15 protein-coding genes are annotated in these 14,438 nt (G+C 36.1%); 12 read left to right on the plus strand and 3 right to left on the minus strand.

The window, feature by feature from the left end; all coding sequences use genetic code 11:
• Positions 1 to 420: 420 nt before the first annotated feature.
• The 7 genes from mnmE (at position 421) to BJ095_RS03460 (ending at position 8,676) form a co-directional block, all read left to right on the plus strand.
• Positions 421 to 1,806: a tRNA uridine-5-carboxymethylaminomethyl(34) synthesis GTPase MnmE gene (gene mnmE, locus BJ095_RS03430; protein ID WP_107932014.1), complete on the plus strand. Its 1,386-nt coding sequence runs from the start codon at positions 421 to 423 to the stop codon at positions 1,804 to 1,806.
• Between the two features lie 83 nt (positions 1,807 to 1,889).
• Positions 1,890 to 3,785 carry a tRNA uridine-5-carboxymethylaminomethyl(34) synthesis enzyme MnmG gene (gene mnmG / locus BJ095_RS03435; protein WP_107932016.1) on the plus strand — a complete coding sequence of 632 codons (1,896 nt, stop codon included), beginning with the start codon at positions 1,890 to 1,892 and terminating at the stop codon, positions 3,783 to 3,785.
• Positions 3,786 to 3,895: 110 nt separating this feature from the next.
• The gene (gene rsmG, locus BJ095_RS03440) at positions 3,896 to 4,612 is read left to right on the plus strand and encodes a 16S rRNA (guanine(527)-N(7))-methyltransferase RsmG (protein ID WP_107932018.1); all 717 of its coding nucleotides are present in this window, start codon (positions 3,896 to 3,898) and stop codon (positions 4,610 to 4,612) included.
• Between the two features lie 419 nt (positions 4,613 to 5,031).
• A complete protein-coding gene (gene noc / locus BJ095_RS03445; protein WP_107932020.1) occupies positions 5,032 to 5,919 on the plus strand; it encodes a nucleoid occlusion protein in 888 nt (295 codons plus the stop codon).
• A 378-nt stretch (positions 5,920 to 6,297) separates the two neighbouring features.
• Positions 6,298 to 7,059 (plus strand): ParA family protein, encoded by a 762-nt coding sequence (locus tag BJ095_RS03450; protein WP_107932022.1) that lies wholly within the window; start codon positions 6,298 to 6,300, stop codon positions 7,057 to 7,059.
• Positions 7,052 to 7,909, plus strand: a complete 858-nt coding sequence (locus BJ095_RS03455) for a ParB/RepB/Spo0J family partition protein (protein ID WP_107932024.1) — start codon at positions 7,052 to 7,054, stop codon at positions 7,907 to 7,909. Before BJ095_RS03450 ends, BJ095_RS03455 begins: the two co-directional genes overlap by 8 nt.
• Before the next feature lie 59 nt (positions 7,910 to 7,968).
• A complete protein-coding gene (locus tag BJ095_RS03460; RefSeq protein ID WP_107932026.1) occupies positions 7,969 to 8,676 on the plus strand; it encodes a DUF554 domain-containing protein in 708 nt (235 codons plus the stop codon).
• On the opposite strand, the gene yyaC is transcribed toward BJ095_RS03460, so the two are convergent.
• The gene (gene yyaC / locus BJ095_RS03465; RefSeq protein ID WP_107932028.1) at positions 8,593 to 9,225 is read right to left on the minus strand and encodes a spore protease YyaC; all 633 of its coding nucleotides are present in this window, start codon (positions 9,223 to 9,225) and stop codon (positions 8,593 to 8,595) included. The genes BJ095_RS03460 and yyaC overlap by 84 nt on opposite strands.
• A 116-nt stretch (positions 9,226 to 9,341) precedes the next feature.
• Between yyaC and BJ095_RS03470 the strand changes: the two genes are divergently transcribed.
• The 3 genes from BJ095_RS03470 (at position 9,342) to ychF (ending at position 11,696) form a co-directional block, all read left to right on the plus strand.
• Positions 9,342 to 10,262: a mechanosensitive ion channel family protein gene (locus tag BJ095_RS03470; protein WP_107932030.1), complete on the plus strand. Its 921-nt coding sequence runs from the start codon at positions 9,342 to 9,344 to the stop codon at positions 10,260 to 10,262.
• On the plus strand, positions 10,262 to 10,462 hold the full coding sequence (locus tag BJ095_RS03475) for a DUF951 domain-containing protein (protein WP_107932032.1): 201 nt from the start codon (positions 10,262 to 10,264) through the stop codon (positions 10,460 to 10,462). The genes BJ095_RS03470 and BJ095_RS03475 overlap by 1 nt, the downstream gene beginning before the upstream one ends.
• Before the next feature lie 133 nt (positions 10,463 to 10,595).
• Complete coding sequence (gene ychF, locus BJ095_RS03480) at positions 10,596 to 11,696, plus strand: redox-regulated ATPase YchF (protein WP_107932034.1); 1,101 nt, start codon at positions 10,596 to 10,598, stop codon at positions 11,694 to 11,696.
• A 421-nt stretch (positions 11,697 to 12,117) separates the two neighbouring features.
• Here the strand turns inward: ychF and BJ095_RS03485 are convergent, their stop codons facing one another.
• Both BJ095_RS03485 and BJ095_RS03490 read right to left on the minus strand, forming a co-directional pair.
• A complete protein-coding gene (locus BJ095_RS03485; RefSeq protein WP_181417950.1) occupies positions 12,118 to 12,702 on the minus strand; it encodes a metalloprotease family protein in 585 nt (194 codons plus the stop codon).
• Positions 12,668 to 13,234 carry a DUF3267 domain-containing protein gene (locus BJ095_RS03490; protein WP_107932037.1) on the minus strand — a complete coding sequence of 189 codons (567 nt, stop codon included), beginning with the start codon at positions 13,232 to 13,234 and terminating at the stop codon, positions 12,668 to 12,670. Before BJ095_RS03490 ends, BJ095_RS03485 begins: the two co-directional genes overlap by 35 nt.
• A gap of 251 nt (positions 13,235 to 13,485) precedes the next feature.
• Between BJ095_RS03490 and rpsF the strand changes: the two genes are divergently transcribed.
• Positions 13,486 to 13,773: a 30S ribosomal protein S6 gene (gene rpsF / locus BJ095_RS03495; RefSeq protein WP_107932039.1), complete on the plus strand. Its 288-nt coding sequence runs from the start codon at positions 13,486 to 13,488 to the stop codon at positions 13,771 to 13,773.
• Between the two features lie 48 nt (positions 13,774 to 13,821).
• Positions 13,822 to 14,397 carry a single-stranded DNA-binding protein gene (ssb, locus tag BJ095_RS03500; RefSeq protein WP_107932041.1) on the plus strand — a complete coding sequence of 192 codons (576 nt, stop codon included), beginning with the start codon at positions 13,822 to 13,824 and terminating at the stop codon, positions 14,395 to 14,397.
• Positions 14,398 to 14,438 lie beyond the last annotated feature (41 nt).

A 14,438-nucleotide genomic window follows, 5' to 3' on the forward strand; every position in this document is an offset into this window, starting at 1 on the left:
AGTACACACTGTAATATAAATTGAAACGCCGTATACGAGATCCGTACGTACGGTGTTGTGAGAGGGGCGAGAACTTATTCTCCCTCTACTCGATTGAGAAAATATAGTTTTAAAATATTTAACTGGAATGAAACGAATAGTAAGCCTAATTTCAGTTCAATACGAATTTCAACAAGGGAATTGGTCATGGAAGATACGACTTTAAAAAATTTCTACTTATCCACATGTGGAAAATTGCTTTACTTTCGTATTTGCTTAAAATATGTTACCCTAAATTGTTAGTAAAAATGTTTTCAATAGTTATTCACATGTGGATAACTTTATTTAGTTTTCACAAGATAAATGTAATTCATATTGCGTGTTGTGAAGTTAATGAAATTACGGTGAATTCGTAATGGATTTAGTAGGAGGATTTTAAAAATGGATTTTGATACAATTGCTGCAATATCCACACCAATGGGAGAAGGCGCCATTGCGATCGTTCGTTTAAGTGGAGATGACGCAGTTCATATAGCAAATAAAATATTCAAATCGCCAAACGGTAAACAGCTCAAGGATGAAAAGTCACATACAATTCATTATGGGCATTTAATCGAACCGAAGACCGAGGAAGTAGTAGAAGAGGTCATGTTATCGTTAATGCGCGCACCAAAAACATTCACACGTGAGGATGTAGTTGAAATCAACTGTCACGGTGGGATAGTTTCAGTCAACCGTGTTTTACAGCTCGTACTACAAAACGGTGCAAGATTAGCGGACCCTGGTGAATTTACAAAGCGTGCATTCTTAAATGGTCGTATCGATTTATCACAAGCTGAAGCTGTAATGGATTTAATCCGTGCAAAAACAGATCGTGCCATGAACGTAGCACTAGGTCAAATGGAAGGGAAGCTTTCTAAGTTAATTGGCCAATTACGCGATGCTTTAATAGAGACATTAGCACATGTAGAGGTTAATATAGATTATCCTGAGTATGATGATGTAGAAGAAATGACGATACCGGTGCTGCTAGAGAAATGCTCCTGGGTACGTGATGAGATTGCGAAGCTTTTACAAACATCTTCTCAAGGGAAAATATTGCGTGAAGGGTTATCAACGGTGATTTTAGGTAGACCGAATGTTGGTAAATCCTCACTATTAAATAGTTTAGTTCATGAGAATAAAGCAATTGTTACTGATGTAGCAGGTACAACTCGTGATATTATAGAAGAGTATGTCAATGTACGTGGAGTACCTTTACGTTTAGTAGACACAGCTGGTATCCGCGAAACAGAAGATATCGTTGAGCGTATAGGGGTAGAAAGATCTCGCCAGGTATTAAAGGAAGCAGATTTAATCCTGCTTGTTTTAAACTCAGCAGAAGGTCTATCTGAGGAAGATGAACGTCTATTTGAAACAATTCAAAATATGGATTTCATCGTCGTTGTTAATAAAACAGATTTACCTCAGCAAATTGATTTGGATAAAGTAAAAGAATTATCGAATGGACGTCCTATTGTGACAACCTCGATTTTACAAGAGCAAGGAATTATCGAATTAGAGGAAGCCATTGCTAAGACATTCTTTGAAGGTCAAATCGAAGCTAACGATTTAACATATGTTTCAAATGCACGTCATATTGCACTTTTGCATCAAGCAAAAGCAACTATTGAAGATGCAATCGATGCAGCTGAATCTGGGATTCCAGTTGATATGATTCAAATCGATGTAACGAAAACGTGGGAGCTACTAGGCGAAATCGTTGGAGACACAGTTCAAGAAAGCTTAATCAATCAGCTATTCTCACAATTCTGTTTAGGAAAATAGAATTTGCTTCATTTAGGTGAAGATAACATACAAGTGTAAGAAGTAATTAATCAATTATTAGAGTAATGAAAGGAAGAGACGGCATGACTACAACATATGATGCAGGTCAATATGATGTAATTGTCATCGGTGCAGGGCATGCTGGTGTAGAATCAGCGTATGCCTCAGCCAAAATGGGTGCAAAAACACTCATGGTGACGATTAATTTAGATATGATTGCCTTTATGCCATGTAATCCATCTGTGGGTGGACCAGCAAAAGGAATCGTTGTTCGTGAAATTGACGCATTAGGCGGTGTGATGGGAAGAGTAATCGATAAAACACACATCCAAATGCGTATGTTAAATACGGGGAAAGGACCTGCAGTGCGTGCTTTACGTGCACAAGCAGACAAAATCCTTTACCAACGAGAAATGAAGCGTTTATTAGAGGAAGAAGAAAATTTAACGATTCACCAATCAATAGTTGATGAACTAATCATTGAAGATGATGAAGTTCGCGGTGTGATTACACAAACAGGTGCAGCATACCGAGCAAAAGCAGTTATTATTACAACAGGTACGTATCTGCGCGGCGAAATTATTATTGGAGATTTAAAATATTCAAGTGGTCCAAACAACCAGCAGCCTTCTGTTAAATTAGCAGATAATATGCGCGAGCTAGGTTTTGATATGGTCCGCTTTAAAACAGGTACACCACCGCGTGTTGATAGCAAAACAATTGATTATAGTAAAACAGAAATTCAGCCAGGTGATGATGTTCCACGTGCTTTCAGCTTTGAAACAACTGAATTTATCATGGATCAAATTCCTTGCTGGTTAACGTATACAAGTGCAGAAACACATCAAATTATTAATGATAATTTAGACAAAGCACCAATGTATACAGGTGCAATTACAGGAACTGGTCCTCGTTATTGCCCATCAATTGAAACAAAAATTGTTCGTTTTAATGATAAACCACGTCACCAGCTGTTCCTTGAGCCAGAAGGCCGTGATACGCAAGAGGTTTATGTACAAGGACTTTCAACAAGTTTACCAGAGCATATTCAGCGTAAAATGCTACAATCGATTCCTGGCTTAGAAAACGCAGAAATGATGCGCCCAGGTTATGCTATTGAGTATGATTCAATTGTACCGACACAATTATGGCCAACTTTAGAAACAAAACGCATTAAAAATCTTTACACTGCAGGTCAAATCAATGGAACGAGTGGTTATGAAGAAGCAGCGGGTCAAGGATTAATGGCTGGTATTAATGCAGCAGCTAAAGTATTAGGTAAAGATGAAGTAATCTTAAAGCGTTCTGATGCATATATCGGTGTGCTAATCGACGATTTAGTTACGAAGGGGACAAATGAGCCATATCGCTTATTAACTTCTCGTGCAGAATATCGTTTATTACTTCGTCATGATAATGCAGATCTACGTTTAACAGAAATTGGTCACCAATTAGGATTAATTTCAGAAGAACGTTTTACTAAGTTTAAAGAAAAAGAAGCGCAAATCGAAGCTGAAATTGCTCGTCTGCGTGAAGTGATTATAAAACCAAACGAAACGACACAAGAGGTTATTCGCTCTGTAGGCGGAACTGAACTTAAAGATGGTATTCGTGGAGCTGATTTAGTTAAACGAACAGAGATGAACTATGACTTAGTTGCTTCATTAACGCCACCAGAGTTCGAATTAAGTGAAGAAGTGAAAGAACAAATTGAAGTTCAGTTAAAATATGAAGGCTATATCCAAAAAGCATTAAATCAAGTAGATAAACTTCATAAAATGGAAAGTAAGAAAATTCCTGAAGACATTGATTATGATGATATTTCAAGTCTTGCTACAGAAGCTCGTGAAAAATTAAAAGAAGTACGCCCATTATCAATAGCGCAAGCATCACGTATTTCAGGTGTTAACCCTGCAGATATATCAATTTTAGCTGTCTATATTGAGCAAGGGAAAATTGCACGAGTAAGTAATGAGTAAAGATTCAGGTAGTAATTAGCTTATTTTGATTTGCGAGCGTTCGAGCTAAAAACTTCTCGGACGCTCGTTCATTTTATGAAAGAATTCTTTAAAAACTAAAGGAGATCCCTATGAACCAACAACAATTTATTGAAGCATTAAAAGAGATGGGAATAGAATTAAGTGACACGCAAATTGAACAGTTCAATAAATACTTTGAGCTATTAGTTGAGTGGAATGAAAAAATGAATTTAACAGCAATTACAGATTTAGAGGGTGTTTATTTAAAGCATTTCTATGATTCCATTAGTGCAAGCTTTTACTTTGACTTTACAAAAGTAGAATCCGTTTGTGATGTCGGGGCAGGAGCTGGATTCCCAAGCTTACCTATTAAAATTTGTTTCCCTCATTTACATGTGACAATTGTTGATTCATTAAATAAACGTATTACGTTTTTAAATCATTTAAGTGAACAGCTTCAATTAGATAATGTGACATTTGTCCATTCTCGTGCAGAAGAGTTCGGTCAAAATGATAAATATCGTGAAAAATATGATGTAGTTACGGCTCGTGCGGTGGCAAGATTATCTGTTCTTTCTGAGCTATGTATCCCACTTGCAAAAGAGGGCGGAAGCTTTGTTGCTTTGAAGGCAGCGGCTGGCCCAGAAGAGCTAAAGGATGCAAAAAAAGCCATTACAACATTAGGTGCAGCTTTAAAGGAAGAATTTTCATATTTATTACCTGTAGAAGAAAGTGAACGAACACTTTATATTTTTGATAAAATAAAAAAGACGCCAAAGAAATATCCACGTAAACCAGGTGTTCCAAATAAAACGCCAATTATATAAAAAATATGTGGTAGTATTAAATAGAGATTTAGGTGACATTAGAGATTCCTTTACTGTCACTCAATTTTAAATCTAGTTAACTAATAATAATAATTAAGAGATTCACATATGGAATTTTCAATTACTCTATTAAACTCTACTGTTTCACATGAAACATTGTATTATAACGGTGATTTTTTAAAATTAACTAGATAACTTATCGCTATTTTTAGCGGTTTATCGTGCTTTTTCTGAGGAAAAATTGAATTATCTTCAATTTTTAGATATAAATTTGCCTCTTGAAGCATAAATATATTATATTATGTCAATTTACTAGAGATTTTACTTCTATCGAACTCTGTACAATTTATAGATTTTAATAAATAATATTATATAAGTATTCTTGAGCAAGATAGTTTCTAAAAGGTGGTGCCTATTGAATGAAAAGTCCTTTTTCACGATTTTTCGGAGGCGGAGACAAAACTGTTTCTGAAGTTAAAAGTGAAGTAGAACAAGTAGCACAAGTTGAAAAGAAAACAGCTGCAGAAGAAGTAGTGAAAATTCCAATCGATAAAATTATTCCAAATCGGTTCCAACCTCGTACAGTTTTTGATGAAGAAAAAATTGAAGAATTATCAAGAACCATTCATACGCATGGTGTCATTCAACCAATTGTTATACGCAATTTTGATGGAGAGCGTTTTGAGATAATTGCAGGGGAACGTCGCTACCGAGCAATGAAAAAACTCAATTGGACTGAGGTTCCTGCGATTGTTCGTGATTTAAGTGATAAAGAGACTGCTTCTATTGCATTAATTGAAAATCTTCAACGAGAAGAACTGACAGCAATTGAAGAAGCTTTAGCTTATCAGCAATTATTAGAACTTCATTCACTAACACAGGAAGCACTTGCTCAACGTTTAGGAAAAGGTCAATCTACTGTAGCAAATAAATTACGATTATTAAAATTGCCTCAATTCGTACAGGAAGCAATCTTATCAAGAGAAATTACAGAACGTCATGCACGTGCGATGATTTCTTTAAAAGATGAAAAAGTACAAGCAGAATTAGTGGCATTAATAAAAGAATATGATTGGAATGTTCGCCAGCTGGAAGAATATATCCAACAAATGAACAAACCAAAAGAAGAAGAAACAAAAAAGGAAAAACCAAAACGTAAAGCAATTAGTAAAGATATTCGTATTGCATTAAATACGATCAAACAATCTTTATCGATGGTGACGAAAAGTGGTATAAATGTAAATACTGAAGAAGAAGATACAGATGATTATTATCAAATCACTGTTCGAATTCCGAAGAAAAAATAAAATAAATAACAAAGTGACCCAAAACAGCCTATTTCCGTTTAATATTTGAGCGATTCGCTTTTATAGGGGAGAGCTATTGAATGGGGGCTTTAGTGATGAGACAAGCCTTCAAAACTTGTCACAGAAAAAGAGCTGTCGTTTAGTCCTTATGAGATGGCTCTTTTTCTACAGCTAGAAAAGTAAAACTTTAATAGCTGAATAAGTACAAACAAGGCTTATCGTCATCCCATTCGACGATAAGCCTAATTTTCTACTGTCAAATTTATAAATTAGTTGTTTTGCAATCAATACATCTAGTTTATAAATTTGATAAAATGAACTAAGAAATCTAAATTCGATTCATATATAAATTGAGTAATGAAAGCAGGTGCAAAAAGGTTGGGAAGAATTATTGCCGTTACAAACCAAAAAGGTGGAGTAGGGAAAACTACAACATCTGTCAATTTGAGCGCTTGTCTTGCTTATTTAGGGAAAAAAGTTCTTTTAATAGACACTGATCCACAAGGTAATGCTACAAGTGGTGTAGGTATAAATAAAGGTGAAATTCAAGGTTGTATCTATGACGTTTTAATTGATGATGAAGAAGTAGCAAATATTATACAATCATCCAAAGTTGAAAATTTAGATGTAGTACCAGCAACAATTTCTCTTGCGGGAGCTGAAATTGAACTTGTTTCAACCATCTCACGTGAGGTGCGCTTAAAGCATGCACTACAGAATGTTAAGGAGCAATATGATTATGTTATTATCGATTGCCCACCATCTTTAGGGTTATTAACGATAAACGCCTTAACTGCATCAGATGCTGTAATTATTCCAGTGCAATGTGAATACTACGCACTCGAAGGGCTAAGCCAATTACTATCAACTGTTCGCCTTGTTCAAAAGCATCTTAATCAAGAATTATATATTGATGGTGTTTTACTGACGATGCTTGATGCACGGACGAATCTTGGCTTACAAGTGATTGAGGAAGTAAAAAAATATTTCCAAGACAAAGTATATAAAACCATTATCCCTCGCAATGTTCGTTTAAGTGAGGCACCAAGTCATGGTGAACCCATCATCATTTATGATTCAAAATCAAGAGGTGCAGAAGTTTATTTAGAGTTAGCAAGGGAAGTGATCAAAAATGGCTAGAGGTTTAGGTAAAGGAATAGGCGCATTATTTCCAACTGAAGCGATAGACAATTTACAGACTAACGAAGATCAAATTGAAAAAATTGATTTACAAAAGTTGGTGGCTAATCCTTTTCAACCACGTAAAACCTTTGAGGACGATGCAATTGAGGAATTAGCTGAATCTATCAAGGAGCATGGAATCATTCAACCGATTGTTGTTAGGAAAAAAGGCAAAAAGTTTGAAATAGTTGTTGGGGAAAGACGATTCAGAGCTGCAAAATTAGCCAATCTAAATGAAATCCCTGCCATCGTAAGAAATCTGACGGAAGATCAAATGATGGAGCTAGCCATTTTAGAAAATCTTCAACGTGAGGATTTAACACCTATAGAGGAAGCAGAAGCATACCAAAGCTTGATTGAAAAACTTAACTTCACTCAAGAAGAGCTTGCAAATCGTTTAGGTAAAAGTCGACCATATATTACAAACCATCTTCGTTTATTAACATTACCAGATGACGTACGGGAATTAGTAAATACCGGTGAGTTATCAATGGGACATGGACGTACATTACTAGGTCTAAAAAATAAAAGAAGAATCACAGAGGTAGCCGAGAAGGTAATTAAGCATGGGTTGAATGTCCGTCAATTAGAGGCGCTAATCAAACAATTAAATGAAGAGGTTTCACGTGAAACAGAGAAGCCTGTAAAAAAGGACATTTTTGTTCAGGCTACTGAAACACAATTACGTGACTACTTTGGAACAAATGTACAAATCAAAAAATCCAAGAATAAAGGAAAAATCGAAATAGAATTTTATTCTGAAGATGATTTAGAGCGTATTTTGGAAATATTACAACTAGAAGAATAGAAAAGCTGTGAGCGCCAAGGGTAAGGCGCTCTTTTTTCTAAGACATAAGAGGTTAGGATATGGTATTACTTGGATCGATTATAAACGCTTTATTAATCATTATTGGATCAACTATTGGTCTTATTTTAAAGGGAATCCCTGAAAAAATGAAAACAACTGTTTTATCCCTTATTGGTCTTGCTGTAGCTGTTCTAGGAATTCAAATGGGAATGGAAACTACAAACTTCATCATTGTAATTATTAGTCTAGTTGTAGGTGCAGTGATTGGAGAATGGATTGATATTGATATGCGGCTGTTTCAATTGGGTAAATGGATTGAAACAAAGATTGGGCGACAATCGTCAGAGAGTAGTATAGCGGAAGGATTTATTAATGCTACGTTGTTTTTTGTGATTGGTTCGATGGCAATTTTAGGTTCTTTGGATAGCGGGATTCGAAATGATCATTCAGTTTTAATAACAAAGGGGATTATTGATGGATTTACTGCGATAGTCTTATCATCAACCTTAGGAATAGGTGTGATGTTAGCTGCAATCCCCGTATTTTTATATCAAGGCACATTAACCCTTCTTGCAGGGTTAATCAGTAAATATATACCTGAAGCTGCATTGAATTTATTCATTCAAGAAATGACGGCAACAGGTGGTGTCATGATTATGGCAATCGGCTTGAATATAGCTGGCCTAACTAAGATTCGAGTAGCCAATTTGCTGCCCGGCATTGTGGTAGTTGGTATTGTCGTTGTGTTCATTTTTCTTTTTCAATGAATGACGCTGCCAAGCAAGCAGTAAGGCACGAGCGATTTTGTTACCCATTGAATAGGTAACATTTAAACGGGTATTTTGTAAAACAAGCATTTCCATAAAGCCTCCAATATTGACGATTCCTTTAATAGAAATGTCACCAATTGGAGGTAATTCTTTTTTTACAGCCTTCCCTGGAAATAACGGGCCATCCTGAAGAACGATATGACCTACATTTCGTTCACTACCCAAACACGCATCAATGGCAACGATATAAGGAGTAATCGGCTTTTGATTGATCTCTTCTATTTTCGATGACAAATTAATCGCATGTAATGGGTCTTCAAGCGTACCTATAACTTCAAATGGGAATGAATGAAAACTAGATAAAAAACTGCCTGTTAAAGGACCTAGAGAATCACCTGTTGAACGATCCGTTCCAATACAACAAAAGATGAGTTGTTCATGGTCAAAAGGAATATAATTTAAAAACAAATCACTTAATTGCCAAAGTGCGCCTGTCTGCTCATGGTGTACGAAAGAATTTAAGGGGACCTTCGAGATATTTTGCATAAGCAATTCTCCCTTTCTTTAGAATTGGTAAAAAATTATCTTTTATGGTAAAAATTGAACTATATTGTAATCAAAGTATATTCAAATTTTTAGCTACTTATACAAGGAGTGGAAAAATGGCAACAGAAGTTTTAGATAAACCAACAGAAGAGCTTGTAGAGAAGTCAGGGGAGGCTTGGGCTTTCTTTACTAGTCAAGAGCTATGGGAATTTGTAATAACAGCTTCCATCAAAATTGTTACAATTCTTGTGGTATCCTATCTCGTTATTTTTATAGGGAAAAGAGTTATTACAAGAGTCCTTACTTTGAAAGTCAAAACACCTATTAATCAAAATGAGCGACGTCAGCAAACGATTATTAAATTATTACATAGCACATTGAGCTATTTAGTTTATTTCTCTGCGATGATTGCAATTCTATCGGCGATTAATATTAATATTGGCGGTCTCCTTGCCGGGGCAGGGATAGCCGGTTTAGCGATTGGTTTCGGTGCTCAAAGCTTAGTGAAGGATATCATCACTGGATTCTTTATTATCTTGGAGGATCAATTTGGAGTGGGCGATTATATTAAACTCAATACCAGTAGCGCGGCTGAAGGAACAGTAATCGAAATCGGCTTAAGAACGACTAAAATTTTAGGCTACACAGGTGAGCAATATATCATTCCAAACGGTCAAATTACGGATGTTATCAATTTCTCAGTTAATAACTCAAAAGCAATTGTTGATTTACAGGTTGGCATTGGGGCTGATATTGAAAAAATTGAGAGCTTAGTAAAACCATATTTAGAAACGCTGCCTGCTAAATTTGAAGAGTTAATCGATGTACCTGTTTTTGTAGGGGTACAAAATGTAGTAGGGGTTGAAGTGACAATTCGAATTGTTGCGGAAACTAAGCCTTATAGTCATTTCGCTGTAGCACGTGCAATGAGAAAAGATATAACGAATATATTAGAGAGAAACGGGATTCCACTGGCATTCCAAAAAATGATGGTGGTCGACCCTAGTATAAATCTTGGTAAGGGAGATGAGGTATAATGGAACCAAAAGTATTTGAACTAAATGATGTCGTGGAAATGAAAAAACAACATCCTTGTGGAACAAATGCCTGGAAAATTATCCGACTAGGTGCAGATATTCGAATCAAATGTACAGGTTGTGGTCATAGTGTGATGATACCTCGTCGAGAATTTGAAAAGAAAATGAAAAAAGTATTAGAAAAGGCGAATGAAGAGTAAAATCTTAGTGTATTAGACTTTTTCATCACTTATCCATATAATAAACAATGGTTTCATATTATTTAGTCCTGTATTTACTAATACTTCAAACGTAAAAAATGAGAAGAGAAATAGAAAGGTCGTGTCAACAAACATGTCGCTAACAGCTGGTATCGTAGGTTTACCGAACGTAGGAAAATCTACATTATTTAACGCAATTACAAAAGCAGGCGCATTAGCTGCTAACTACCCATTCGCTACAATTGACCCTAACGTAGGAGTAGTTGAAGTACCTGATGCTCGTTTAGATAAATTAACTGAATTAGTAGAACCGAAGAAAACAGTTCCAACAGCTTTCGAATTTACTGATATCGCAGGGATTGTAAAGGGAGCATCAAAAGGAGAAGGGCTAGGAAACAAATTCTTATCTCACATCCGTGAAGTAGATGCAATCTGCCAAGTAGTTCGTTGCTTTGAAGATGAAAATATTACACACGTTTCAGGTTCAGTTAATCCAATTGATGATATCGAAGTTATCAATTTAGAGCTAATCTTAGCGGATATGGAATCTGTAGACAAACGTCTTTTACGTGTAGGTAAAATGGCAAAGCAAAAAGATAAAGAGGCTCTTATTGAAGAGCCGATTCTAGTAAAGCTAAAAGACGCTCTAGAAAAAGAAAAGCCAGCACGCTCTGTTGATTTATCGGAGGATGAATTAAAAGTTGTTAAAGGCTTACATCTTTTGACGATTAAACCAATGCTTTATGTAGCAAACGTTTCTGAAGATGAAGTAGCAGATGCAGCAAACAATAAATATGTACAGCAGGTACGTGAATTTGCAGCTGCAGAAGGAGCACAAGTAATTACAATTTGTGCAAAAATCGAAGAAGAAATTTCTGAATTAGATGATGAAGAAAAAACAATGTTCCTAGAAGAGCTAGGAATTGAAGAGTCAGGCTTAGACCAATTGATTCGTGCTTCTTATGATTTATTAGGTTTAGCGACATACTTCACTGCTGGTGTACAAGAGGTACGTGCGTGGACTTTCCGTAAAGGAATGAAGGCGCCTGCATGTGCTGGTGTAATTCACTCTGATTTCGAGCGCGGATTTATCCGTGCAGAAACGGTGGCATATGAAGACTTAGTAGAAGCTGGCTCAATGGCAGCAGCTAAAGAAGCTGGTAAAGTACGTTTAGAGGGGAAAGAATACGTTGTACAAGATGGCGACGTAATGCTATTCCGCTTCAACGTTTAATTTGAAAGGCTAACGGGTTTCTCTAATAAAATGGGAACCAGGTTAACTAAAAAGCATGGCATTCATGAATTGAATTGCCATGCTTTTTGTATTTCTCATATATCATGTTTAAGTTTCGTTGTAGCTTTAAGAGCACTTAAGCGGAGAAATTCCCGTTATTGTATATAGTAGTGGTTTAAATTGCTGATATAAGCGAAGGAATTCCTGTTAACTGCTCAAAATAAGACCAAATACACCGATTTGGGGAAAATAAGCGGAAAAATTACCTTTATTTTATAGAGAATCCAGTTTTTTTTTAATTTAAACGTAAATTTACGCTTATTTTCAAACACAGTGACAACAGCATTCAATTATCATAGAGCCAAAAATTAATTTGGCCAAACGTATGAGAGAATCACCAGGATTGCTGACCCTTAGCCAATTAAGAAGGCTTTTCCTCATTATCCAAATAGACAATCACACTAAAATTCTCTGGTATATCCTGCACTAGGCATTCATCCGGAAATTTTCTAAGCTTATTAATCCCTTTAAAATTAGCAAGTCCACCTGCAATAAAAGAAGCGCTAGCAAGTAACAAAGGATAGCTGCCAACAGCGAAGCCAAAAGCTAATGGCAGGACGCCCGTGAATGAAAAGGAGGTTAAAAAGACAGATTGATATTGTCCGTTTTTAATTTTCTCTGTTGTTTTCGTGTAGATTAAGCCCTTTTCAAGATTTATAGAAAGCGAGATAGATTCACGAGCAACCTTACATCGATATCGATAAATAAATATGTTAAGCACTTCGTTCGCAATTACTAGTGCCAACGATACGATTAAGTAAATGGCTGCACCAAAGATGAATCGTAATATGCTAAATGAAAGATCCCTATGTAGATAATAATTTATCCCAGTAAATAGAATACTTAATAGGATAGTCAAGATAATGGTTTGCTTTATAATTTTCTTTTCATCTATAGTGATAATCTTTACATTATTGGTCATAGCTGACTTCAATTCCTTCCTCATAAACATACAACTGTGGTAATTCAGGGTCATCCTTGACTAGTGAAGTATTAGGGAATTTACGTAACTCCTTGTACATATAAAAATCGCCAACAGCACCCGCAATAAGAAACGCACCCAATAACACTAATAGATTGGATTGGAATAGAAATCCGAGGATGCTAGGAATTACTCCGGTTGTCCAAAAAGGTAATAATAATGCTTTTTTCATTGCTGTGTTTGTTAATGGCTGTGTAGTCGTAGCATAAGCGATACCTAATTTTAAATTCACCCCATAATCTAATTGATTAAATTTTACTTTTCCAAAAAGCATAAATCCAAATAAATGAAAAATCTCATGAAGTCCGATAAGAGCAATGTAACAAACGATAAACAAAAGAATATTCCACAATGAAATCGAAACAGAAAATTGTTGATGAATTAAACTGTTAGCAATCAAGAAAAGAACACTTAAGCCAAAAGTGAACCAAATGTTCATTTTCGCAATTTTTTTCATATCAAGCTTGATTATATTGGGTTTTACGTCTATAGACATTTTTCCACACCCCTTTATAAATAACCATTATAAATGGTTCAAAACTGATTGTGCACTGTAAAAAAATATTAAGTTTTTGAATAGAAAGATTAAATAAGCCAGTAGAGACATAGACACTCATAACGAAATGCTGTGATATATGTTGCATATAGTGTCGAAGTGTGCTACAATTCAATGATGTGAGTATATATTACTTACTCCTTGCTCCCGCTATGTCGGAGAGCCCAAGTCCATAAGGAGGTGCAAAAAAGATGAAAAAGTATGAAGTAATGTACATCGTTCGTCCTAACATTGAAGACGAAGCGAAAAAAGCATTAGTAGAACGCTTCAATGAAGTTTTAACTTCAAACGGCGCTGAAATCATCGAGTCTAAAGAGTGGGGCAAACGCCGCTTAGCTTATGAAATCAACGACTTCCGCGAAGGTTACTACCAAATCGTAAAAGCTAACGCTGGAACAGAAGCTATCAACGAATTCACTCGTTTAGCTAACATCAGCGAAGACATTATCCGTCACATGGCTGTTCGTGCAGAAGCATAATTAACATTTAAAACTAACAAAAATCGCTGAAAAAAGGAGGTTGAAATTGTGATAAACCGTGTCGTATTAGTTGGAAGACTTACGAAAGATCCAGAGCTTCGTTATACACCGAGTGGCGTTCCTATGACTCGATTTACAGTTGCTGTAAATAGAACATTTTCGAACCAACAAGGTGATCGTGAAGCAGACTTCATCGGATGTATTGCTTGGAGAAAACAAGCCGAAAACTTAGCAAACTTCATGAGAAAAGGAAGTTTGATTGGTGTAGAAGGCCGTATTCAAACAGGTAGCTTTGAGGGTCAAGATGGTAAACGTGTTTATACAACAGATGTTGTAGCGGATGCTGTGCAATTCTTAGAGCCGCGTAACAACACTGGTGGTGGTGGGGTGCCAAATCAACAGTATGGAGGGCAACCACAATATGGAGGCAACCAACCTTCGTATAGTACAAGCCAACCAAACCAACAATTTGGCGGTGGCAATATGGACCAAGATCCATTTGCTCCTTCTTACCAACAATCTCAACCTCCTGCAAATCAGCAAAATTATACACGTGTTGATGAGGATCCATTTGCATCAAGCAAAGGACCAATCGAGGTTTCTGAAGACGATCTACCATTCTAATTAGAGTGTGGTCGCCTAAGAACTAAAAACTTATAAAGGAG

The sequence above is a fragment of the Ureibacillus chungkukjangi genome (genome assembly GCF_003217295.1).
GTDB classification, from domain to species: domain Bacteria; phylum Bacillota; class Bacilli; order Bacillales_A; family Planococcaceae; genus Ureibacillus; species Ureibacillus chungkukjangi.